General features: G+C 44.3%; 8 protein-coding genes. 5 read left to right on the forward strand and 3 right to left on the reverse strand.

Annotated elements, in window-relative coordinates:
* Entirely contained in the window at nt 1-6,723 is a 6,723-nt protein-coding gene (locus tag KI743_RS08170) for a non-ribosomal peptide synthetase (RefSeq protein ID WP_285465903.1), read from the forward strand.
* Nucleotides 6,720-20,696, forward strand: coding sequence for a non-ribosomal peptide synthetase (locus KI743_RS08175; RefSeq protein WP_285465904.1), 13,977 nt, complete (start codon nt 6,720-6,722; stop codon nt 20,694-20,696). Before KI743_RS08170 ends, KI743_RS08175 begins: the two co-directional genes overlap by 4 nt.
* Nucleotides 20,697-20,714: 18 nt before the next feature.
* On the opposite strand, the gene KI743_RS08180 is transcribed toward KI743_RS08175, so the two are convergent.
* A complete protein-coding gene (locus KI743_RS08180; protein ID WP_285465905.1) occupies nt 20,715-21,674 on the reverse strand; it encodes a LysR substrate-binding domain-containing protein in 960 nt (319 codons plus the stop codon).
* 120 nt (nt 21,675-21,794) lie between these two features.
* Between KI743_RS08180 and KI743_RS08185 the strand changes: the two genes are divergently transcribed.
* From KI743_RS08185 to KI743_RS08195, 3 genes are read left to right on the forward strand one after another with little or no spacing between them, the layout of a single operon-like run.
* Entirely contained in the window at nt 21,795-23,231 is a 1,437-nt protein-coding gene (locus KI743_RS08185) for a Mur ligase family protein (RefSeq protein WP_285465906.1), read from the forward strand.
* Nucleotides 23,228-24,412: a D-alanyl-D-alanine carboxypeptidase family protein gene (locus KI743_RS08190; RefSeq protein WP_285465907.1), complete on the forward strand. Its 1,185-nt coding sequence runs from the start codon at nt 23,228-23,230 to the stop codon at nt 24,410-24,412. The genes KI743_RS08185 and KI743_RS08190 overlap by 4 nt, the downstream gene beginning before the upstream one ends.
* Nucleotides 24,412-25,638, forward strand: coding sequence for an MFS transporter (locus KI743_RS08195; protein WP_285465908.1), 1,227 nt, complete (start codon nt 24,412-24,414; stop codon nt 25,636-25,638). Before KI743_RS08190 ends, KI743_RS08195 begins: the two co-directional genes overlap by 1 nt.
* A 96-nt stretch (nt 25,639-25,734) precedes the next feature.
* Here the strand turns inward: KI743_RS08195 and KI743_RS08200 are convergent, their stop codons facing one another.
* Nucleotides 25,735-25,833 carry an AraC family transcriptional regulator gene (locus KI743_RS08200; protein ID WP_373417826.1) on the reverse strand — a complete coding sequence of 33 codons (99 nt, stop codon included), beginning with the start codon at nt 25,831-25,833 and terminating at the stop codon, nt 25,735-25,737.
* 75 nt (nt 25,834-25,908) lie between these two features.
* Nucleotides 25,909-26,517: a type II secretion system protein gene (locus KI743_RS08205; RefSeq protein ID WP_373417825.1), complete on the reverse strand. Its 609-nt coding sequence runs from the start codon at nt 26,515-26,517 to the stop codon at nt 25,909-25,911.
* Between the last annotated feature and the right edge of the window lie 117 nt (nt 26,518-26,634).

Raw genomic sequence — 26,634 nt, forward strand, 5'->3', positions numbered from 1 at the left:
ATGAACCAGAAACTTAACCCCAAAAATATTGCACTGCGTTTGGCCGAATTACCGGATGACAAAAAAACACAGTTTCGCGCGTTGCTAAAGGACAAAAACATTGATAGTTGGCAACTGCCCATTGTTGCTACACCACGAGTGAATGGTAAAGAAGTCTTATCAAATGCACAGCAACGGCTATGGTTTATTGACCATTATGAGCAAGGCAGTTCTATATATAACTTATTTAGCCAAATTCAGCTTATCGGTCAACTCGATATAGAGGCGTTGAAATACGCCTTAAATGCTTTAATTACACGTCATGAAGTGTTGCGCACGACGTATCATATTGAGGATGACGCAATTGAAGGCACTTTCAAGCCTAATCAACGACCTAACGCCTCTTTTGAGCTGCCGTTATGGGTTGAATCGGATGTCAAAGATATCGACAAGAGAAGCCAAGAAGTTGCGAATGCCGTTTTTGACCTAAGTACTGAGTTGCCATTACGTGTCTATTTGTTAAAAGAGAAAGAACAACATTGGCGTTTAGTGTTTGTCGTTCATCACATTGCTTTTGATGCTTGGTCTGAAGCCATTCTTATCAAAGAGCTAGCAAACTATTACCAGCAATATCTCAATGCAACAAACCAAGGCGCTACTTTGCCAAAGGTGGTTCCGCTTGAGCTTCAGTACGCAGACTATGCTAAATGGCAACAGGAATGGTTGGAAAGCGAACAGGCAGAGCAGCAGTTGGCATTTTGGCAGCAAACACTTGCCGGTTCACCTGAATGTATGTCGCTACCTTTAGATCGCCAAAGACCTGATGTTATTTCGCGAACGTATGAAGGTGGAGAGGTTCAGTTGACGATCCCAACGCAGACTTTTATGGGTTTAAACGCGTTAGCGAAAGAACAGGGCACGACCTTATATTCGGTGATGCAAGCAGGTTTTAGCCTACTGCTGAATCAGTATGGAGCTGGTTCTGATATTAGCTTGGGAACCTCTGTCGCGAGTCGTCAACGTCCTGAACTAGAGGGAATGATTGGCTTTTTAGTTAATACGTTGGTGATTCGTCACCAACTGCAAGATCGTGTGAGTTTCCGTGAGTTAATTGATCAGGTATCTATTACGTCTCGTCAAGCGTTTGAAAACCAAGCTGTCCCTTTTGATTTGGTTGTAGATACACTCAATATCCCGCGCGGAAAGCCTTGGACGCCGCTCTTTCAAGTGCTGTTTGTTCATCAAAATGTTCCGCGCCAAACCATTGAGCTTGGTGGGGTCGCTGTTAGTCCAGTTGCTAGCGAAAGGCATCGAGCGCGCTTTGATTTAACCCTTAGGTTAAACGAAACAGAGCAAGCTCTGCGTCTTGATATGGAATACAGTAAAGAACTGTTTGATGAAGCGACAATTGTTGAAATGCTTGAGAGTTACTTAGTATTGCTCGAAGATCTTGTTGCAAACCCAGATCAAGTTATCGCTTTAAGCGCGGAACATGATTGCTGTGATGTGACGGCTCAGCCTGTCACGCGTCATGTCGACAGTGATGTAATCGACTCAGTAACAGAAAAGCTACTCATAGCTTTGTTTACAGAAATATTAGATGTCGAAGTTCGCCCTGAAGACAGTTTTTTTGAGTTGGGGGGCGATTCAATTTTAAGCTTGCAACTGGTGGCAAAAGCTAAAAAGCATAGTTTAAGTTTGACTCCTAAGCTGCTTTTTAAAGCACAAACTCCAAGAGCCATTGCTCAGCAGCTAATAGAGCATGACAGTACAAGCCAAGTTAAGCCTAAGGCCGCTTCTTTGGTGTCAGAGTTGTCGCATTTAAACACCATATTGTCTGCGTTTAAGCAACTGTTAGATAATCCTGCTCTTACCGAAAATGACAGTTTCTTTGAGTTAGGGGGGGATTCGATATTAAGCCTTCAATTGGTCGCTTTACTTAAGAAACAGGGCGTAAAAGTTAGCCCGAAACAGGTGTTTGCATTGCAAACCTCAAAAGCCTTGGCAATGGCTTTAATCGAGGGAGATTCAGCGTCTAATGACCAAAACCACAAAACACAGGGAAATGGTGCATTAGAAGTAGGTAAACCGGCGTTGGCACCAATACAGCACTGGTTCTTTGAACAAGCGTTAGAGCAACCATCTCACTGGAACCAGTCTATTCTTTTACAGCATGAGGGTGAACTAGAGACCGAAGCATTTACACAAGCTGTACGACATGTCGTGGCTAATCACCCTCAGTTAGGAATGGCTTATAACCTAGAGGAAGATAAGCAGAACTGGCAAAAATCGTTCAGCCAATCTCCAATTGCGATCGATAAACACACGCTTTCTTTACAAGATCTTCCTGATTATTTAGAGCAACAACAAGCACGTCTGGATATTTTCGAGGGGACAATGCTCCGTGTTGATCTATTGGTTATAGAGGGGCAGCCTCATGGCCGGATCCTCTTTACAGCACATCACCTAGCGGTTGATGCTGTGTCGTGGCGAATTTTGGCATCACAGATTTGGCAAGCGTATCAGGCTCTGTGTTCAGGGGCTCCTTTGAATGATGGACTAGAGCTTTCTTCAAGCTCTTACGAAGCTTGGGTTAGCGAGCTAAGTCACTGGCCAGAAGAGAATCTCAGCAATGCGAGAGACTATTGGCAAGCTCTAGAGCAAGTTGATTTAGAAACAAAGGAAAAATGGACTGCTATCCCTGGTGTTGATCCAGAAACTCCTCTGTTTAACCAGATTAAGGATACCGATGTTGTCGAGGTGCGATTATCTGCAGACCTTAGTCATAAGCTCGCAAGTAAAGCACTATCTGCATATCAGTTAAAAGTTGATGAACTGATGCTATCAGCTGTGTCGTTAGCGATTCAGGAGTGGCGAGGTCAAGATGACTTCTTAATCGAACTTGAGAGTCATGGGCGACACCACGACTCGCTTGATCTTTCACAGACCGTGGGTTGGTTTACTAGTCGTTACCCAGTGCTACTGGCGAGCTCGGCATTTGTAGAATCCCAAGATGCGTTACGCCAGCACGTTCTAGCAATAAAAGACCAACTGCGTAATGTACCTAACCATGGGCAAGGGTTTGGTGTATTAAAGTATTTACACAAAGAGCTACAGCGCGTACCTACTCCGGCGATGGTGTTCAATTATCTAGGCCAAACAGATAAAGGGATGATTAACTCAGGATTAGGGTTGGCAAAAGAGACAATTCCAAAACAACGCCACGGCGATAATACGCGCCCTCATTGGCTAGATTTAAACGCCATGATTACAGATGGCGAGCTAGTAATGCGTTGGAACTTCAATAACAAAGTCCACTCGAAATCTCAAATTGAGGCCGTTGCTGAAATGGTTGTCGAAAAGCTGACACTATTAGTTGAACATTGTTGCCACGCTCGGAGCACATTGTCTCCGACAGATGTACCATTGTGTAACATGTCACAAAGCCAGCTTGATAAAGTGGTGGATAGTATCCCACATTCCATTGAAAAAATAGCTGACATTTACCCAGTGACGCCTTTGCAAAATGGCATGCTCTACCATACGTTAACAGATCATTCTGAAGGTATGTACATTAACCAAAGTTTGGTTGATTTAAACGGGGCATTAAATGTAACAGCACTCGAATTGGCATGGCAGTGGGTTATCGATCAGCATGCGATGCTCCGTAGTGGGTTCGTCTGGAAACATCTAGACGACCCTGTTCAATTTGTTGCAAGAGAAATCAGTAATGACTGGCAATTTATTGATTGGTCTGAACAAGCAATAGGTGATGCTTCTAGTTCGAACTTAGATGCTCAACTAGCTCAGTTAGCTAGTGATGACCTAAAGCAAGGGTTTGATCTCACTAACGCGGGGTTGATGAGATTTAAGTTGGTCAAAATGAGTAATGACCATCACAGCTTAGTTTGGACTCGTCATCACCTGATTGTTGATGGTTGGTGCACCAGCATTATATTGCGTGATGTCCAGCAAGCTTACTCAGCTATTTGTAATCACACTCAACCTGCACTTATTTCAAACCGACCATATCGAGATTTCATCGCGTGGCTTAACAAGCGAGATGCGCAGAAAAGTGAACAGTATTGGGCGACGTGTTTTGCAGGTTATGAGAATGTGGCTCGTTTACCTAAGACAATGACTCAAGAAGCGTCGAGCCCAGTGGTACGCTCCCAAACTCAAATATTAGATAGCTTGTCTATATTCGATGCTGAAGTACTTCGAAATGTTGCAGCTAAGCATAGACTGACATTGAACTCCCTGTGTCAGGCGATCTGGGCCCTTACGCTACGACGGTACACTGGTTGCAATGACCTTGCCTTTGGGGTGACGAGTTCCGGTCGACCAAATGACTTGCTAGGTGCTGATGAAATGGTTGGTGTATTTATTACGACCATACCATTACGTGCGAACATCGACCCTTCGACGAGTTGGGTGTCGTTGGCACAGAAGCTACAATCTCAAATGGCGGAAAGTCGAGAACACGAACACCTACCTCTATCTACCATTCAACGGGTGTGCGGACAGCAATTAGAAGTGTTCGATAACTTGTTAGTGTTCGAAAACTATCCGAATGAGCCACAACCGCTCACCGAAGAGCTCACACTCTCAGTTCGTGAAACAAAAGAGCGTAATAACTACCCATTAACGTTGGTCGTTGTACCTCATCAACAGCTCGACTTTAGGATTGAGATTAATCCTGAGCATATCGATTTTTCAGTCGCTCAAAACATGCTAGCTGATTTTAAGTCGTTGCTTGTCTTGATTTCGCAAGCGCAAGAAAGCAGCGATGACAAACAAAGCTGTGGGAGTTTGCTACGTCAAATCAGCATGGGAGGAGAACATTTCGCTCCTTGGGCTTGGAATAAAACTGAAACAAGCTTTGATGAAATTCCTGAAACACTGGTTCAATGGCTTGAAGATCAAGCTAGAAGAACACCGGACCGCGTCGCTTTAGTTTACGAAACGTCAGAGGGAATTTGCGAATACTCGTATAACGAGCTCAACCAAAAAGCTTCTCAATTAGCGCATTACTTGCTCGACCGTCACGAATGCAAAACTGATCAAACGGTCGCTGTTTGTATGACACGTTCACCGCAAATGGTCGTAAGTCTATTAGGTATCCTAAAGGCGGGCTGCGCTTACTTACCACTTGATCCTGATCTCCCAACCGATCGTCTGGGCTTTATCGCTGAAAATGCTCAGGCAAAGGTTGTATTGACGATTGAATCATGCAAAAGCGCATTACCTGCGAAGGAGCAAGCGCGTGCAATATTGTTAGACGAGTCGGTTTCACTGTGCCAAACCTATCCTGATGTGACACCTAATGTAGAACTTAAAGGCGATCATCTGGCGTATGTGCTTTATACATCGGGTTCGACCGGAAAGCCTAAAGGCGTGGCAATTCCACATGCCGGAATCGTCAACCGGTTAGCTTGGATGCAAGCTCAATACAAACTAACAGACGCAGATACAGTATTACAAAAGACACCTTATAGTTTTGATGTATCCGTTTGGGAGTTTTTCTGGCCACTAGTGACGGGTGCCAAACTTGTGTTGGCAAAAGCGAACGAACATAAAGACACTGACCGTTTGATCTCACTTATTCAACAGCATCAAGTTACTACCATTCATTTCGTACCATCCATGTTGCAAAGCTTTTTGGATAACCCTAATGCTCAAGCTTGTAGCGCGTTATCGCGAATCATCTGTAGTGGTGAAGCTCTGCCATACCAACTTCAACAGCAATGTCTGCATACGTTGCAAGCCGAATTACACAATTTATACGGACCTACGGAAGCCTCTATCGATGTCACCTACTGGGATTGCCGAAATCAGAATATCCAAGGTGTCGTGCCGATAGGTTATCCAATAGCGAACATGCAAACGTGGATTTTGGATTCTTCTCTCAATCCTGTACCTGTTGGCGTTGAAGGGGAACTATATCTTGCTGGCGTCGGGTTGGCTCGCGGTTACTTGGGCCGTGAAGACCTAACAAAGCAGGTCTTTATTCCAAATCCTTTTGCTGATTGTAATGCGTCGTCTGATGTTGAGTATGCACGTTTGTACCGTACTGGCGATGTTGCTCGCTATCGTGAAGACGGCGCTATTGAGTACGTTGGGCGTTCTGATTTCCAAGTGAAAATTCGTGGCTTACGGATCGAACTCGGCGAGATAGACGCCTCTATCGCAGCGCATCATGGTGTAAAAGAAGTCGTGACGATTGTCCGTCAGAACGCCTCATCGGGGGATTACTTAGCCACTTACATAATTCCTCAACCAGACTATGTTGGCCAACTCGGTGAGCCTAATATTTGGCGCGATTATCTATCTGGAACTTTACCCGAATACATGATCCCCGCAGTCGTGACTGAGCTAGACAAAATGCCAGTTACTCAAAATGGAAAATTGGATCGCAAATCGTTGCCAGAACCGACATGGCACACACAGGCTTTCGTAGCTCCTGAGACAGAAACGGAGCAGACCCTTGCAGAAATTTGGCAAGCACTGCTCGATGTCAAGGAAGTCAGTAAAACCGATAACTTTTTCTCTTTGGGTGGACATTCGTTACTGATCACACGTCTAGTCAATAGAGTGAACCAAACGTATGGGTTGAGTATTCGATTAACTGACGTGTTGGAAATGTCTGTATTGGAACAACAAGCTGGCTATATCGAGATGTTAATGCATCAAGCCGAGTCAGCAACAGAAGTAGATGAAGAATGGGAGAGCTTCGAGTTATGAGTATTGCTGTATATATTACGCAGTTATTTCAGCGCAATATTCGAATTAGCCTGGAAAACGAAAAACTGAAAATTGACGCTCCTAAGGGGGCGTTAACCACGCAGGTTAAGCAAGAGTTAATGGAAAATAAACAAGCCATTGTTGAATACCTTGTTGAACAGAAAAAGATAGCTCAGTTGCCGATACTTGAAGCGATAGATCGCGAAACCGATGTATTACCGATGTCTTCTGCTCAAAAGCGTTTGTGGTTCTTACAGCAGTTGGAGCCAAACAGTGGTCAGTACAATGTCAATGCGCTGCTATCGATAGAGGGCTCAACGGATATTGATTTAATTCGCTCAGTTTTCTCTGATCTAATTAAAGAAAATGAAATTTTCCATACTCAATTTTCGGAAGTGGCAGGAAAACCAAAGGTAGAACTGCTAGAAGCTCAATCAGTGGATCAAGAGTTTGAGATTGAATGTGTTGAATTAGCGGCCAACAAACTTGAATCCAATGAGTATAAAGAAGCATTGCAATCTGCTATGACTCATCCATTTGACCTAGCTAATCCGCCACTGTTTCGTCTAACGCAATTAAAACTTGGAGAGCATCTGTCTCACTTGGTGCTAACTTTTCACCATATTGTTATCGACCACTGGTCATTGCAGTTATTGACCAAACAATTTGTCCAAAAGTGTCAGGCCAAATTACATGGGGGCGTAGAGACAAGAACAGAGTCATCAGAATTACAGTATTTGGATTATGCTGCGTGGCAAAATGCCCTATTCGAGAGCGATTATTATGAGGAACTAAAGGCCTATTGGCGCGAAACACTTGGTACGGAAGACTATTGCTTATCATTGCCAACTGATCGGCCAAAAACGCCACAAACGACTCACGCTGGTGCGAGGTATGACTTCGAATTGACTCCAGAACTCTTTACTGCTCTTAAATCGTTCTGTCTCAAGCATAAAGTTACGCCAAATACCGTGTTATTGGCAGCTTACCAGTGGCTGCTTGTAAGACGTTCAAGTATGCATGAGATTCGAGTCGCGTGCCCAGTTTCTGAAAGGGCACATCAAGATCTAGAGAGCATGCTTGGCCTGTTTGTTAACACTATGGTGGTGAAAACGCATTGGTCGGAAGGGCAAACAACAACGTCTTGGATTAAGAAAGTAAATGAAGCACTATCAGGCGCAAAACAACATTCAGCGATGCCATTTGAGAAGTTAGTCGATGAATTGGTCGCGTCTAGAGAAGGTGAGCATGAACCTTTGGCTCAGACCATGTTTAATTATCTAGTAAATGAGCCTAGCGAACCGATCCAGTTGGCTGACATGAGACTTCAACCATTACCTGTGCCAGAGTATAGCGCCAAGTTTGATATATCTTTGTTTGCGAACAATGATGGTAGCGGTATCAGCCTGTCTTTCCAGTACAGAGTCGACTTGTTTGATAGAGAAACTGTCGCAGACTTAGCACAGCATTATCTTGCTGCGCTGGAGTATCTAATTTCAGCGGGTGACCAGCCCTTAGCATTACACTCCTCATTATTAAACAAAGAGCAAATTCAGCTACAAGATTGGAATGACACTGCGAAAGAGTATGACTTGCCTAGTACATTGGCAGAGGCGTTATCCCATCAGCAAAAGTTAACGCCAAATCATATTGCGCTCAAATATCAAAATGCGTCATGGAGCTACCAAGAGCTAGGCCAAAAGGTTAATCAGCTTGCGAACTGGTTAGTCGCTCAAGGGTGTCAAACGGAAGACAAAGTGGCGATTTGTATGACTCGATGCCCTCAAATGGTGGTGAGCATTCTCGCTGCTGTGAAAGCTGGTTGTGCGTATCTACCTCTTGATCCTGATCACCCGCAACAACGTTTAGATTACATCGTGGAACATGCCAAACCTAAGGTAATCTTGGTGCTTCCCGAGTTTTCGAGTCGTTTTGAAAAAGCTGAGCTAACACAAGATCTATGGACGTTAGATGACGCATTCAGTTTGGTTGACGGTCAAAGCATTGAATTTAACACTCCCGAGTATCACCCACATCAATTGGCTTATGTGCTTTATACTTCAGGTTCAACTGGTCAACCTAAAGGTGTAGCTGTTCCTCACAGCGGTGTTATGAACCGAATTTTCTGGATGCAGGATGAATATTGTCTTGGCAGTAAAGATGTGGTTCTTCAGAAAACACCGTACAGTTTTGATGTCTCTGTTTGGGAGTTTTTCTGGCCATTGATGACAGGAGCTACACTCGTATTGGCGGAGGCGGGAGAGCATAAAGACAGTCAACGACTTATTGAGCTAATAGAGAAATACCAAGTTACGACGTTGCACTTTGTCCCGGCCATGCTGCAAGTTTTCCTAGATAACCCTCGCGCATCCTGTTGTCGCTCTTTAAGGCAAATTTTCTGTAGTGGTGAGGCGTTACCTTATCAGTTACAACAGCAATGCTTATCAGTGCTGGGCGCAGAGCTCCATAACCTTTATGGACCGACCGAGGCTTCTATTGATGTGACGTATTGGGATTGCCGCAAACAACATATTAAAGATCTCGTGCCAATTGGCTCCCCGATTGCGAATATTCAAACTTGGATTCTAGATGAAGAGCTCAATCCTGTTCCAATCGGTGCCAGTGGCGAACTTTATCTTGGTGGGATTGGCTTAGCGCGTGGTTATCTCAATCGTCCAGACCTCACCGCTAAAACGTTTATCCCTAATCCATTCGCTCAAGACGGCGCGGTGGGTGATGCTCAATACAGCCGGCTTTACAAAACAGGTGATGTCGCCCGTTACCTTAAAGATGGGAGCATAGAGTATGTAGGGCGTGCTGATTTCCAAGTTAAGATCCGAGGGTTACGTATCGAACTTGGTGAAATAGAGGCAAGAATAGCGGCGCACTCTGTTGTGAAAGAAGTTGTGGTCGCAGCTTGTAAGGATGAGAAATTATCGGATTTCTTAGTCGCTTATATCGTAGCTAAAGATGAACATAGTCTACCGGAACTTACACAGTGGCAAACATATCTACTAGAGAGTTTACCTGAATATATGATTCCTACCGCTTTCATTTCATTGGATGCAATGCCATTGAGTGTGAACGGAAAAGTAGACCGAAAAGCTCTACCAACGCCAAATTTAGCAGCATTGAATCGAAACGACTTCGTGGCACCAAGAGGAGAGAAAGAACAGATTCTTGCTGAGATTTGGCAAAGCCTACTCGGTGTTGAGCAAATCGGAATTAACGATAATTTCTTTGCTATTGGCGGCGATTCAATTGTCAGCCTACAGGTCGTAGCACGCGCTCGAGATATGGGGCTAAAACTTGAGCCGAAAGATATATTCCGTAATCAAACCGTAGAGTTGCTTGCGTCTGTTGCAACACAAGATAAGCAGCAAGATTACGATGTAGGGGATGTGTTTGGTGAAGTACCGTTGGCACCTATTCAACAGTGGTACTTAAATCAAGCGTTGGTGAACCCTGATCATTTCAATCAAGCACTCTTGCTGGCAAGTTATACAGAGGTTGATGTCTCCTGTTTGCGTCGAGCTTTACAGCGCTTGCTACACGCTCACCCAATGTTAGTCGCGCGCTTCAATTACCAAGAGAATGCCAAGCAATGGGTGCAAAGTGTTTCGGAGACTGATGCGAAAAGAGACATCGCGTTTACAGTGTATGAACGTCACTCTCTAACCGATGAAGAGAAACAGCACGCTGTCTCAGAGATTAGTGAATTTGAGCAGATTCAGCTTAAGCTCGCTCAAGGAGAGGTGTTTCGATGTGCATTAATTCACTTTGGTGGGTCAGAAAGCCGTTTACTGCTAGTTGCGCATCACCTTGTAGTTGATGGTGTTTCTTGGCGTATATTGCTTTCTCAGTTGGAAAGTGACTATATCAAGTTATGTAACAAAGCATCATTGGCACCAACTCGATACCAAACTAAGCCATTCAAACGCTGGTCTGAGCAAGTGGCTGAATACAAACCGAGCTCTGAAGGGATTATTAAGTGGCATGAGTGGCAAAACAGGCCGGAATCAAGAGAGGCTCTTTCTACCACATTACCAACAGATCCAGTTGAGGTGCCATACCCCGCAGGTCTCCAAGGCAGCACACAAGTTTGCCTATCGACAGACCAGACCGATCGATTGATCACACATGCAGGAAGTACACTGCGCGCTCGCATTGACGAACTTTGTTTGACAGCGCTCGCTAAGGCGCTGTCAAATTGGACTCAATCTCAGCATCACCTCATTAGTCTAGAAGGACACGGGCGTGATCTCGTTGATTGTGATGTCAGTGAAACAGTGGGCTGGTTTACTCGACTTTACCCAGCGGTGATCAGCAGTGAATTAGGTTCATGGCAAGAAAGAGTGCTTACTGTACGCCGCCAGTTGAGTGCATTACCAGAATCCCATACTCCTTTTAGTGCTGTTAAATCATTCTTGAGCGATGCGTTGGCGCCGCAACTCGTCTTCAACTACTTAGGGCAGCTTGATAATGCACAAAGCAGTGGTTTCATGCAACAGGCTCCGGAAAAGCTTACAGGGTTTCGTGACACTCAGAACCCATTATCATGGCTACTCGAAGTAAATGCGTTTATCAGTAAGAATCAGCTGAAAATTAACCTTCAGTACTCGCGCAGCTCATTTGATCCAGAAACCATAGCCCAGTTTGGGGCTGAGTATGTATCTCAACTAGGCGATATGTTGGATGCACTATGTGATGATAGCCCAAGCCTCAAGGGTGCGGTTGCAGCTGATTTCCCTCTGGCGAATTTGAGCGATGATCAAGCGGTTAACCTCGTTCGAAAATATGTAGATTGTGTGGTAGAGGATGTCTATCCACTTACCCCAGTGCAACAAGGCATGCTTTTCCATTGTTTGGATCATGATGCTGCTTACATCAGCCAAAGCATTGCTAAGTGTGAGGGAGCGCTTAACTCTGAGCTATTGCAAGAATCATGGATAGACGTCGTTGAACGTCATCCAGCCCTCAGAACTGCGGTGATTACTGATGACGTTGACGAGCCCCATCAAGTTGTGTTTCAGTCCGCTAAATTACCATTTGAGGAACTAGACTGGCAGGACATCTCTCAGGCAGATAAAGATTTGATGCTGCAAAGTTTACGTCAGCGTGAAATTTCCCAGATTAAGTTCTCTGAAGCACCAATGATGCGTGTTGTTCTTATCAAACATAGTGAAAACCATCACCAATTGGTTTGGACCATACATCATTTGATCATGGACGGGTGGTGCCTGAATACGCTGGTAGGCGAAGTGATGCAAGGGTATTTTGCTCGTCTATCGGGGGAGCAGATATCGAAACAACCTGCAGTGCCATTCCGAAACTTCATTGAATGGTTAGAGTTAAAAGATGAAGTAGGTGCAAATAAGTTTTGGCGTGAGCAACTAACGGGTTTTACATCAACGAACTCACTTCCTGCTGCTTACATCGCAGGTTCAAAACCTAAACACGTAACAAAAGAAGACGCTTATCTGATTACTCACCAGTATCTGGGTAAGGCGCGTACAGCTGAAATTGAACGACTCTGTCAGCAAAACTCATTGACGCTAAATACGCTTGTTCAAGGCCTCTGGGGAAGTATTCTTTCTCGTTACATGGGTTCGAGAGATGTAGTTTATGGTGTGACGACAGCAGGACGACCAAGTGACTTACCAGGATCAGATCGTATATTGGGCGTTTTCATTAACACCTTGCCACTAAGATTGGATTTGAACTCTGATCTGTCGGTTTTAGAGTGGCTGACTGAGTTGCAAGATAAAAACTTAGTTATGCGAGAATTTGAACAAACACCAATCGCTCGTATTCAACGAGCGTCTTCAGTTCCGCAAGACCAAGTCTTGTTTGAAACACTATTGGTGTTTGAGAACCTACCTGCGTCCGATGAACAACCTCAACATGGTTTGACGTTGACGCTAGACGATCATCACGTGCGTAATAACTTCCCTCTCACTTTACGAGTTGTACCTCAAAAAGACCTGAGATTTGACCTGCTGCTAGATTTAGAACGTGTTGATCATAATATAGCTACGAAAATGATCGACGAGTTGTTATTAGCGGTCGATAAATTAATCAACGACGCAAATACGCTTCAAACCCGCGTTAAAGATTGGGTTGTAGGAGGGCTCCCTAAACTCCAGACGAGCATGGCTAAGCCAGTTGGTACTCTACTGGAAAGGGTGATGTCGAACTCAGGTTCTGCAACTGGCTTATTGGTTGATGAAAAGGGAGAACAACTTTCTATCACTTACCAACATCTTCTAACTCAAGCCGAACATTTGGCAAGTTATCTTCCAGATATTACTGCCTCTAAACGTGTCATTGCGCTTGTCTTACCAAGAGAGCAAGAACAAATAGTGGCGATGCTTGCAGCTTGGTGGAAAGGGGCTGCGTGGCTGTGCATTGATCCGCAATTGCCTGCTGAGAGGGTAAGTTACATGCTTGCGGATGCCAACGTATGCTGTGTTTTGGGACTTGATACCCCCGAGTATTGGGAAAATGATGAGTTGGGTGAACGTTATATTTGGTTAAATATTCGAACTCTTCTCTCGCTACCAGCGAAATCAGGCGCGTTGTTACCTCCCGCAATAATACAGTCGAAAGACACGGCCTATGTTATCTATACATCGGGATCGACAGGGCAACCTAAAGGTGTCGAAGTGACTCATGGCAATGCTATCAGTTATGTCGACGCATTGTTTGAGCGTATTGATATAGAACCCAACGCTACGATGGCGACATTAGCCACAGTTTCTGCGGATCTTGGTTTGACTTGCGTACTTGGCGCATTAGTTACGGGTCGAACGCTGGCTTTGATACCGAATGTACTGAGTTTTGACCCTTCCGCACTAGCACAATATCTAGAGCGCTTCCCAATTGATGTTCTGAAGATTGTGCCGTCACACTTAAAAGCGTTACTCGCTGTAGAGAAACCAGAGCGTCTTCTTCCGCGTCAATGGTTGATTTCCGGTGGTGAGTCATTAACAACTGATTTGGTGCAAGACGTTCGTGCATTATTACCGACAATCAATGTTGCAAACCACTATGGTCCAACAGAAGCAACAATTGGGTGCATGGCTAAAGTCGTCGACGATGGGGCAGCATCAATTACGTTGGGCTCTGAACTTAGCAACGGTATTGCGCTAATCGTCGACGAACAAGGCTTACCTGTTGCTCAAGGCATACCAGGTGAATTGTTAATTGCAGGACAAGGTGTCGCGAAAGGTTATTTGAATAAGCCAGAACAGACAGCAAAGAGCTTTACGTCAGTGTCAGTTATCGATAGCGAAGGGCAGGAGCAATTGCTTCGTGCTTATAAAACAGGTGATAAAGTTTCTAAAACTGACAATGGTGAGTTCATTTACTTAGGGCGGATAGATGACCAAATAAAAGTACGTGGTTATCGTGTAGAACTTAATGAAGTTAAACAGACACTATGTAGTTTTGAATCTGTTATTGATGGCGCCGTAACCGCAGTTTCGGGGCCTTCAGGACTGCGTCTCGCGGCCTGTGTTGTGATTGAAAAGGAAGCTTCGTTGGCGGCGGTTAAGCAACGCGCCTCAGAAGTTTTGCCGGAGTACATGGTGCCATCGCTCTGGATGATCGTTGAATCCTTACCACTGAATTCTAATGGTAAGGTTGATCGTACTCTAATCGCACAGTGGTTAGAGCAATCCAAGTCTTCAAGCAGCGCTTCAAGAGGAGCGAGTGCGGTTGACGTTGAAAACGATGATAGCCTCCACGTATTAACTGAACTATGGGAAGGTTTGCTGGGTCAGCGGCCACAGCCCAATGATAACTTGTTCAGCTTGGGTGCCGATTCAATCATTTGCCTGCAATTTATCGCTAAAGCTGCTGGTAAAGGGTTTACATTCACGCCTAAGCAGATCTTCTCTGCGCCATCGGTGCTGCAATTAAGTGAGCTTACAGCAACGCGCAAAAAAACGGAAAATGCACTAGCTACGCAGGTAGTTGAAGCGGTGAATGTTCAGTCCACCTCTATAACAGAAGCAACTCTTCAAACGTTATGGGAGGAGCTTCTAAAACAGAAAGTAAATGTGGATGATAACTTCTTTGCCTTAGGTGGTGATTCGATCATTACGTTGCAGATGATTGCAAAAGCAAAACAGCAAGGTCTGACACTGACGCCTAAAATGGTTTTCGAGGCTCCAAGTATTCGTATGCTTGCTAAGCGCCTTGAAGAGTCAGCAACTGACAAGGGTGAAAATCAGCCCTTATCGACCGTTTCGAGATCTTCAGTCGAGCCAATAATTGAATCTAATACCGAGTTTTCAACCGAAGAACATACTGATTTTGATTTGGAAGCGCGAGAGTCATTGAATGCCTCCAAGCGTAATAAAGTACTTGGTCAGTTAACTCAAATATGGCAAGAGTTATTTAATTTAGAGTCGATTGTTCCTGATGCTCACTTCTTTGAATTGGGAGGTGACTCGATTATGGCGCTTCAATTGATTGCTCGATTGAGTAAATTCGACTTGAAGTTAACACCTAAACAAATCTTTAGTTCGCCGCGCCTGAACGAACTCGTAGATATGTTGGTTGATAATGAACATAAGGTGGTCTCTGAACCGAATAATTCTGATGCCAAGGTACTGCCGTCTTCCGTTATTAATACGCCTTTGATAGAAACGACTGAGCCTTCTCAACAATCCAACTTATTGCCGATCCAGCACTGGTTTTATGAAGTCGAGCAACCCGTAATTCATCATTGGAACCAGGCAATCATGCTTGCTCTTCCACAAGCTGTTAATCATGAAGCGATGTCGGCAGCGGTTGAAGCTTTGATTGAGAAGCATGCTGCACTGGCCAGCCGTTTTGCACACAAGCAAGGCGCTGAAGTAAGACAAAGTCATAGTGGTCAAGTTGCTGGCGTTTATACCACCTTTGACAACCAAACATTACAAAGTGTTGAAGCGTTAACACAACATTGCCAAGAAAGCCTAGATTTAGTTACCGGCCCAGTGTTCAAGGTGGTGACTTTTAACCTGAAACAAGGGGGAGCTCGTTTGTTGCTGGTGGCTCATCACCTAGTCGTTGATGGTGTTTCATGGCGAATCATTGGAAACGATTTGGCTCATGCGTATCAAGCAAGGTGTCTTGGCCAGGACATTGAACTTGGTCAAGGATCGGCATCAGTGTCAGATTGGCATAATGCGTTGATGAATTGCTCTGCCGATGTATTGAAGCGGGCTCGTGAGTTTTGGTTACCAATGGCAGCGCGTTCACTGGACGGGCAACTGCTCCCGGGGGCAAAGAATGGAACGATTGCGACGGCTGATAAAACAGTACAAGTCTTCGACGAGGTAGTCACTCAATCGCTTATTCGCCTTGGTTCAATACACGGAAAGACTGGCTGTGAAGTTGCTATGTTATCCGCACTGTCACAAGCGCTTTGCAATCAGTTCAATAAGTCTAAAGTAATGATTGAACTAGAAGGCCATGGCCGTGAGTTATTGGATTCGCATGTTGACTTATCTGAAACAGTAGGATGGTTTACTTCACGCTACCCTGTCACTTTATCTGCGGAGCAGAAATCACTTGAAGAGGCCGCATTGACGCTTTCAAAAGTGCCTAATAATGGTGTTGGATACGGTGTTTTACGTTACCTCAAACAAGAATTAGCGTTTGAACACCCACAACTAGTGTTCAATTATCTAGGGCAAGTTATGAGCACTAATGGTGAATGGCAGTTGGTCGCAGACGGTGTTGGAAAATCAAGACATCCTGAAAGCTTGCGACGCCAACTCATCGAAGTGACGGCGCAGATTCGTGAAGGGCAACTTTATGTCTCTTGGCAATATCCATCTGGTATCGGACCAAAATTGAAAAACATGTTTGAACAATTTGAAACAAACGTGAAATCGATAGTTGCAAGCAAAGCGGAGTCACAAAACGAAGCTACTTTAGAGCGTTCGAACAATGTTACGAAAATAAAACATTACCCGTTGACTCCAATACAGCAAGGAATGTTCTTACATAGTGCGTCTGCAAAAGAACCGCTCTATTTCAATCAAACGACCGTCGAGCTTGAGGGAGAGCTTGATGTTGATTCGTTTGTCCGTGCTTGGCAGCAGACTGTTGATGCGGAAGCTATTTTGAATGCGGCTTTCGAAGATCATGGTGACAAAGCGCCAACTCAATGGTTTTCGGCTCATTCATCTTTACCCATGTCCCGACACGATTGGTGTGGAAAAGAGATGGAGTGGCAACAAGCTCAGTTGAAGCAACTTTGTGAAACAGATAGGGAGAAAGGGTTTGATTTAGCCAAGCCGCCTTTAATGAGGCTGCATTTAATAAAAGTAAATGAAAATCGCCATTGGTTAGTGTGGAGCCGACATCACTTGATTGTTGATGCTTGGTGTTCGTCTATCATCATCAAAGATATGGTTCATCGCTATCTTAATCTCATTGGAAAAGTAGCGAGCTTGCCTTCGAAAAGGCCGCCATTCACTCGATATTTAGATTGGTTGGGTCAGCAAGATTTAGAACACAGTAAGCGCTTTTGGAATGAAGAGTTAAAAGGTTTTGACTCACCATTAAAACTGGTACCCGGGCAAAGTGGAGAAGAATTTACCCTTGAAGATCATACTTTGTCTCATGAGTTGACACAGAACGTAAAAGAACTCGCTAAGCGTAAAGGCGTCACCTTGAATGCGGTTATCCAAGCTGCATGGGCACAAACTCTAGCGCACCATAGCGGTCAGCATGACGTTGTTTTTGGTATGACGACGTCGGGTCGACCTGCTGAACTGGCGGAAGCTCATCAAATGGTGGGAATCTTCATTAATACATTGCCGGTTCGAGTTGAGTTAAATCCCATGCTCGATACTGGAACCCTTTTACAAAATATCCATCAACAAGGAGTAAGGTTAAGAGAATATGAGTACACCCCTTTAAGTGAGATTATCGCTCAAAGTGAAATCAACCGCGATCAATCGTTGTTTGATTCTTTGCTTGTGTTCGAAAACGAGGCGATGTCAGAGCGAAGCAATATTGCTGAACATCTTACAGTTACACCGTTAGACGGTTATGAGCGTAATAGCTATCCGTTATCTATTACGGTGATGCCAAGAAGTGAGCTTGTTTTACGAGTTGGTTGTGATGGCGAAAGACTGTCGTATTCTCATGTAATCAAAATGGTAGAGACCTTTAAGACTGTTCTTGAAAGTATGGTGTTTAACTGTGATCAGCTGCTAGGAAATGTGATGAATCAGCCTACTTTGCTTCCATCACAGTTTGTGGATCAGAGCCTGCGAAATTGGTCGGAAAGCTGGACGTTAGAAACTGAAATTTTATCAGTAGCGAACACATCTCCACAACGTATTGCCGTTAGTGATACTGAAGGCGCTTTGACATATCAACAGCTTGTGGAGCGCGCGACATATCTAGCTCAAAGCTTAAGTGAGTCAGGTATTGGTTGTGAGTCTAAAGTAGCGGTTTGTCAGCGTCGGGGCGTTGATATGTTGGTATCTTTGCTAGCGGTTTATTGGTCTGGCGCGGCTTATATTCCACTGGATCCAAATCAACCCAAAGAACGTTTGGCGTTGATTTTAGAGCAAGCGAGTCCTGCATTAATGTTAGCTGATGAATCAGTGACTGACTTTGACCATTATGGCTGTGTCAAGTCGCCGCAGCAGCTATTAAATCAATGTACCTATGATCCAAGTTGGATGAACACAAGACCAGCGAATCACCCCGAACAATTGGCTTATATTATTTTTACTTCTGGTTCTACTGGCGTACCTAAAGGAGTTCAGATTTCTCGCGCTGCGTTTGCTAATTTCCTGCAAAGCATGTTGGAGTTAACCCAAATCCAAGCATCTGACCGACTGCTTGCTGTAACAACCATTGGTTTCGATATCGCGGGTCTAGAAATGTTTCTACCTTTGCTTAGCGGCGGGCAAGTGTTTGTGGCGAGTTACGATGATGCCCGTGATGCTAGTCAATTAGCTCGGTTAATAGATGAAAGAGACATCTCATTTATGCAAGCAACGCCAGTCACCTGGCAGATGCTTGCGGAGCAGGAGTCAGTTAATTGGTCAGCACTGACTGTCCTGACTGGAGGTGAGGCATTACCAGCCCCTCTAGCGTCCTACATGGTAGAACAGGGAGCGAAAGTGATGAACGTTTATGGACCGACTGAAACGACAGTTTGGTCATCGATGCTTAATGTTGATCAACAGCAAGCACAGTCTCCTTCGCTGGGCCTACCTATCGCTAACACCAATTTCTATGTATTAGACGATTGGTTAAACCCTGTCGCTGTTGGAGCCGAAGGGGAGTTATACATCGGTGGCCAAGGGCTAGCTCGTGGTTATGCTGGACAAGCAAGCCTGACGGCACAAACGTTCACCCCTGATCCGTTTAGTACTCAAAAAGGTGCGAGAATGTATGCAACGGGTGATATTGTCCGGATTGGTATGAAGGGGCAGATTGAGTTTGTAGGTAGGAAAGATTTTCAGTTGAAGCTGCGTGGCTATCGTATCGAAGCTGGCGACATTGAAGCTGCGCTAGCGAAAATTACGGCAGTAAAAGAGTCTGCGGTAAAGCTATGCTACCCGGACTCAGCGAAAGCATGTTTAATTGGTTATGTAACGCTCGCATCAGGAGAGGACATAAATACAGAACAGGTTTTAGAGAGATTACGTAAATCTCTGCCTTTCTACATGGTGCCGAAACGTGTTGTTGTTTTGCAATCGATGCCACTAAATGCAAACAACAAAATTGATCGTAAAGCATTGCCTGAACCAGAAGATTCCATTCCATCTGGTTTATTGCCAGCAACGGAAACAGAAATTTGGTTAGCAGAAGAGTGGCAAGCCTTACTAGATAGTGCGGTTGTATTTGCCGATGATGATTTCTTCGCTATCGGAGGCAATTCATTGTTAGCTGGTCGTTTTGTGTCTGGTATGAAGAAGAAACTAGGTATTGAACTATCCCTTACACAATTGTTTCGATTCCCTGTTCTGCGTGACCTAGCTCGATTGATCGAAGAGCAAAGTGAAAGCAATAATGCTTCTGTCTTCAGTGATACACAAGTAGCATTAGCGAGCCAAATACCTCATTCAGAGCTTCTTGTATGCTTGAATCAAGGTTCCTCAATGCAGCCTCCATTATTTGTATTTCACCCTGCGGGTGGGCATGTAAAAGTTTATGAAGAACTAGTTAGCTTATTCCCAAAAGAACAGACCGTATATGGTATTCAATCACCGCAACTTGTTGATTTGGAGAATGCACCAGACTCTGTGAATGGCTATGCTAGTCTTTATGTTGATGTCATTCGCTCTGTGCAAAAAACGGGAGCGGTACGTTTGCTGGGCTGGTCATTTGGTGCTTGGCTGGCGGTTTCAGTGACACGTTTACTAGAAGCGAAAGGTGAAAGAGTAGAGTGGCTTGGGCTGGTGGACGCGAGAGCAAACCCTCAAAGGGCAGTGCTAACACTTCCAACATTACCTAATGTTAACCGTTACTTAGCATGTTTAGATAATGAAGCAAGACGCTTCCTTCTTGGCAGACATGCTGTTTTTCTAGATGAATTAGAATTGCGCCTGCAGTCAGCAGTTGATACAAGTCGCGATGATATAGCTTTTAATGCTTTCTCTGATGTGATTCATGATACTGAGTTGGGTCGCAATATGAGTGTTGAAAATAAAGAACTTTATTATTTGCAAATGAAGCTATTTATGAAGTGCCATTCTTTGATGCAAAACCATCAACTTGAAATGGTGTCTACGCCCATAGATGTTTGGTGGGCGAGCGATACGCTCATAGATCGCGATTATCAACATGGGGCGTCTGAATACGAGTGGGATGCGTATGGAAAAACCAATGTAACGATTTTAGACGGTGACCATAATAGTATTATTCGAGATGTCCGATTAGCGAATGGTATTTCTCACAAACTCAATCGCTTACGAACTACTTTAATCAGTGAACCATTAAGTTAGTAATGATAGTGCCTCTTATTAAAGAGGCACTCCACTCTTATGACTTAAATTACGTAACCTAGACACCTTTTCCGTAACGACTTCTTTAACCAAATCTGATAACCATGTAATTCTTGGGTGCGAGCTATCAGCGCTTAGTGATACTAATTCGACGTCGAAATCAGGTATATCGATAGGCGGTTCGCAAAGCGTTAACGAGTCATCGATTAGGTCAGTTCTACCCACCATTTCTGCCATTACGGCTAACGTTTTTCTACCTGTCAGCATTCTTCGTATGGTTAAAAATCTTGTTGTACCTAATACGACATTTCGTTGAACCCCTAGCTCTTCGAGTGTTTGGTCTACACGAGTAGTAAGCGCTTGGTTCGCCGTAACGATCATTTGTGGTGTCTCTAAGTAGGTTTCTAATGAAATGGGCAAATCACTACGTAGGACTTGATTATCAAAAGTACAGAGGTGCTTTTCTCTATATAGAAATGTACTTTTTAACTTACTGGGTAGATCGGAAAATACACCAATGCACACATCGACATTTCTAGCTTCGAGTTCCGTAACACAATTCCCAGTATCAACGGGTTTAAAGATCACTTTCGCATTGGGTGCTAAGCTTTGTAACTTGTCGAAAAGCTGAGGTGCAAAGATCTGCTCAGCATAATCACTGAATCCCACCTTGAAGGTTCCACTGAAGTGATGTGGTTGGAAACCGTCAACGTTCAAAATATCTTCTTTAAAGATGGTCATGATCTGCCTTACTTTAGGCTCGATCTCGTGTGCTCTTGCCGTTGGTCGCATCGTATGACCATCTCGTTCAAATAATGGGTCCCCGAGCAGTTCACGTAGTCTTTTCAAGTTATAGCTGGTGGCAGGCTGGCCTAGGTGGAGAGCCTCCGCTGCCTTTGAAACGCTACGATGGCGAAAAAGTGCATCAAAGGTGAGTATTAAATTCAAGTCGACTCGTTGCCAATTAATCTGTGCCATTGGATACCCCTCAATTTCTTTGTGTATCAGTCTATTCGATATGGAATATAGAATCATTCGATTTCATTAATTAACTGCGCATTTCTATACTTCAGGCTGCTTTGGATTAAGGAGTTTGAGATGCCGACCAGTTTAATCTCTCAACAATTAGAGATATTAGCTTCATTGGAAGTGAAGTCATTCAAGACAAGAAGTGATGACGTAGAGCCAAATGATGTGTTTGTTTGTCGCTATGGCCTAACTCATGATGGTCATGATTTCGTGCAGCAAGCGATTGAAAATGGGGCTATTGCCGTTGTATCGAATAAGCCAATGACGCTACCGATACCGACGTTGGTGACGGAAAGTTACTATCAGTCTCTAGCGCTTATCAAAACCTTCTATAAACACCCACACCGTAAAATGCGCCATATTGGAGTGACCGGCACTAATGGTAAAACGACTGTGTCGCATTGCCTCAACCAAATTCTCAATCGCACCAATCGAAGTGCATACATAGGGACGTTAGGTGCAAAACTCAATGATAAAACGGTCCCAACTATCAACACCACGCCTGATGGTGTTGCGCTACTTAACATGTTTCATCAGATGCAAAGTGTTGGGACAGAATTCAATGTGATGGAGATGAGTAGCCATGCTCTCTCGCAAGATAGAGCTGGGTTTATCTCTCTTGAGATGGGAGTGATCACCAATATCGGGGAAGACCACATGGATTTTCACCGCACTAAAGACAATTACGTGCAGGCTAAACTACAAATAGTCGATCGCATTGCTCCCAATGGCACATTAGTGGTGAACCTTGATGACCCTCATGCTGCCGCTGCGATGGAAAGAGCCTCAGGTCGAGCTAAGGTTGTGACATTTTCAATGCATGATTCGAGTGCCGATGTTATCGCGACAAAGTGGGAACCATCGGCGCGTGGGATGTACTTTGGACTGAAGATTGGAAAAGAGAGCCAAGAAGTCCGCTCTCCCATGCCTTTTGAATACAACATTGAGAATGCACTAGCAATCACGTGTGTACTTTATTCATTAGGTTGGAGTCTGAAGCAAATTATTGATGCTATCCAAGACGTTGTTATGCCCGACGGACGTGCTCAATTTTTGTCGTTATCTAATGGGGCGATTGGGCTGGTTGATTATGCTCATAACAGTGACGGATTGAGAGCGCTATTGACTGCAGCAAGACAAAAAGCGAGCCAAAGACTGATTGTTGTCGCAGGCGTTACAGGGGACCGCATACAACAAGCAAGCCTCATCGGTTCAATATGTACCGAACATGCGGATCTCGTAATTTTTACATCTGATGATCCAATGGGCGTTTTACAAAGTGAGTTGTTTAGAGTGCTGCGTTCAAAAGCCAAAGATAAGCCAGTTTTTGAAGTCAATGACAGAGCAGAAGCGATAGCCCTCGCCAAGCAGATGAGCGAGTCTGGAGACTTAATCGTTGTCTGTGGAAAAGGGAACGAAGCGTTTCAGTATGTTAATGATGGGAAGTCGTGCAAGCGCCCTTACATCGGTGATGTAGCAGCACTGAAGCAAGAGGTAATGGCATGAATGTGTTGAAGTCTTTTCTTATCTTAATGGCCTTTGCATATGCTGGGTACGTTAATGCGGTCATTATCCCTAACGCACCTGTTTTAAGTGCAAAAGGATATATCTTAATTGATGCAAATTCTGGTGATGTTTTGGCTGAAAGTGATGCAGATGTCCAAGTCGCACCAGCAAGTCTCACCAAGTTGATGACTGCTTATGTTGTTGGGCAAGAAATTGTTAATGGGCGCCTAGAATGGGATACCTCAGTAGAGGTAAGTAGAAAGGCGTGGTCAGCTAACTTCCCTGAATCGTCAAAAATGTTTATCAAACCGGGAGACGATTCAAATGTTCAAGATTTAATGCAAGGGTTGATCATTCAATCTGGTAACGATGCTGCAGTCGCGCTTGCTGAACATGTCGCAGGAGATGAGATCGCCTTCGTTAGCTTAATGAATGGTTGGGCACAGTCCCTTGGCATGGCAAACACTAACTTCATTAATGCCCATGGCTTAGACGGGGAAAGCATTGCGACAACACCACGAGACATGGCTACGTTATTAAAAGCCGTGATTAATGATGTCCCAGAGGTTTACTCTCTCTACAACAAACGTCGTTTCACTTGGAACGGAATAGAGCAATACAACCGCAACAAGTTATTGTGGGACAAAACGTTAAATGTTGATGGTGGTAAGACAGGTTACACAAAAGCCGCCGGGTATAGCTTGGTCTCGTCAGCAACACAGGGGCGTATGAGGTTGATATCTGTTGTTATGGGCACGGCAAGTGCTCAAACTAGAGTCAATGAGTCGCGACAATTATTGAATTATGGTTTCCGTTTTTACGACACATTACAAGTCGGTAAGAAAGGGGAGGAGCTTTACCGAGCAGAGGTTTGGAAGGGTGACGTGAATGAAACATCCGTCCAATTTGATGAAGATGTATTTATCACACTGCCTAGAACCCAGGTCGCCTCGGTAGAGCAAATCCTTGAGCTCAATGAAACACTAATGGCTCCAGTTAAAGTAGGCGATGCAGTCGGTGAGGTGGTTTGGAGTGTCGAAGGTCAACCGATTAAAAGAGTGAACGTAGTTAGCGCTGATAATATTGAACAAGGCACCATGTTCAAGAGGGTCAAAGATGCGGTATTACTCTGGCTATCCTCTTTGCTTAAAGACGTGAAAAGCTTAGTGGGAGAGTGGTGATGAATTTACCCGTTTCTTACAATAGTATCTGGAGCAATAAGGATTACGTCCGGCTTCTTACAGCTCAAGTCACATCTCTTGTCGGTACAGGTTTGAGTTCGGTATGTCTTGCTTTGCTGGCCTACGAACTTGCTGAAAGTGACGCGAGTATGGTTCTGAGCATCGCCTTTGGCCTTAAAATGATCGCTTATATTGGTCTGGCGCCGGTGTTCGCTTTTTTTAGCCGTCGATGGCCAAAGAAGCAAGCTCTTGTCGTTCTCGATATCGTCAGAGCTTGTCTTTTCATTGCCTTGCCGTTTACTGTTCAAGTTTGGCAAGTCTATGTTTTGATGTTTGCGATTAACGCATGCTCAGCGGCATTTACGCCTTTATTCCAAGCGACCCTGCCCACGGTATTACCTGACCGAGAGCAGTACACAAAGGCGTTGTCTTACAGTCGGGTCGCTTATGACTTAGAACAGGTTGTAAGTCCTATTTTGAGTGCAGTGTTGCTAACGATGATGACCTTTCGACAACTGTTTTGGATCGATGCATTTACGTTTGTTTTTTCAGCAGCTTTGATTCTAATGTGCTTCATTCCATATGATTCATCAAAGATTGTGGAGAAACAGCGACTCAACATTAACACACTGTATAAAGGAATCTCGGCATACTTAGCAATCCCGCCATTAAGGAGATTGTGGTACGCCTACTTGGCCGCGGCTGCTGCCAGCGCTATGGTGATAGTTAACACGGTCGTATATGTGCATGATATTCTACACGGTGGTGATAGTGAGACAGCTTTAGCATTACTCGCGGTAGGAGCTGGCTCGATGTTGATTGCATTTCTAATACCCAAACTCATCGCCAATCAAGATCCGCAGCGATATCATATCCATGGGTTGTGTGTAATTTGTATCGCATTTTATCTCGGGACGTGGTTACCAAGTTGGCTCGGGTTTATCGTAGTTTGTTTCTCGCTAGGGATAGGGATGTCTTTAATACAGACGACTTCGGGCTTGATCATCAATGACGCATCATCTGGACAAGATGCAAGTCAATATTTCGCTGCCCACTTTTCATTGACTCATTTTTGGTGGTTATTGACTTACCTTTTCGCAGGAATATCGGCGACCTATTTAGGGTTGGCAGGCGCTTACTGGGTGATGTTGTTTATCGCCTTGATCAGCAGCGCTATCTATATTTATCAGCTACTTAACAGCACTAGTTCTAAATCTATTGGGTGACAATAACAATACTAAAGAGCATAAGCGTCATCCGTTTGGCTTATGCTCTTTAGTAATTACCCTGTGGAGAGTTGATGAACCGAGTGCCCTCGATGTCTAATGTTTAATATTCGCAGTTCGGTACTCTGATGGGGTCATTCCGACTTTATTCTTAAACAATCTCGAGAAGTACTGAAGGAGTATGCAAATTCTAATTTAGAGAAGAGCTCTAATGCACTATAACTAATTAGTTTCACTCTAATTTGACTATCCAAAGACGAGGCGTCTAAATTATTCTGGTAAAGGGTAGTCGTCACCAATTTTACACGCTAGGCTTCCCACCATAGCTTTTTCAAATCGAATGCTACCCTTGGCGTCTGAATCTGCCGTATTCATCTCGCCATCAATCATGTGATTGACCTCCTGAGCCGCTTCGAGTGGAACCAACCAAATACAAGCTGCAAGCGAACATGCCTTAGATGAAGGCTGGCAGCCCGTTTCAGAGCTTCCTCTTATCCATGAACTGTCTTTTTCTTTCAGCAAAATCTGTGTCGCGATATAGTCAGGATGGCTAATGTACTGGTCACCCCCAATCCAGGTATCCTCGAAGGGTAGGTATGGACCTTGCCACGTGGATAATCCAGGATTCTCGATAAGGTTGTTGATATTCAAATAACCAAAGTTAGCGTCAGTATCTAAAGTAATGGGTGGCAAACTACCGTTGTCGACGGCATATTGGTGCGTTGCATCTAATACTTGGTCAAGGTAGTTGACGATTAGCTTTGCTTCTTCAGTCTCAGACTCATTGGAACTGAACGCTTGGCAACCGAGTAGACTAGCCACAATTAAAGCGGCGCTAGCTACTGCAATTTTCAATTTTGTCACTCGAACTAAAGACACAATTAAAATCCTGTTATTTGTAAAGCTGTGGCAAAAGGGAGATATATATTCAGAGCGGTGAATTTATATCAGAACATACCTAAAATTGTCACAAGTTTGTAATTAAACAGCGAGTTT

Origin of the sequence: Vibrio sp. D420a, from assembly GCF_030248625.1 — a bacterium.
GTDB classification, from domain to species: domain Bacteria; phylum Pseudomonadota; class Gammaproteobacteria; order Enterobacterales; family Vibrionaceae; genus Vibrio; species Vibrio fortis_A.

Bases quoted from the DNA above. Each gene is read 5' to 3' on its own strand.
- KI743_RS08170 (WP_285465903.1), top strand. From the start codon at position 1: ATGAACCAGAAACTTAACCCCAAAAATATTGCACTGCGTTTGGCCGAA.
- KI743_RS08175 (WP_285465904.1), top strand. From the start codon at position 6,720: ATGAGTATTGCTGTATATATTACGCAGTTATTTCAGCGCAATATTCGA.
- KI743_RS08180 (WP_285465905.1), bottom strand. From the start codon at position 21,674: ATGGCACAGATTAATTGGCAACGAGTCGACTTGAATTTAATACTCACC.
- KI743_RS08185 (WP_285465906.1), top strand. From the start codon at position 21,795: ATGCCGACCAGTTTAATCTCTCAACAATTAGAGATATTAGCTTCATTG.
- KI743_RS08190 (WP_285465907.1), top strand. From the start codon at position 23,228: ATGAATGTGTTGAAGTCTTTTCTTATCTTAATGGCCTTTGCATATGCT.
- KI743_RS08195 (WP_285465908.1), top strand. From the start codon at position 24,412: ATGAATTTACCCGTTTCTTACAATAGTATCTGGAGCAATAAGGATTAC.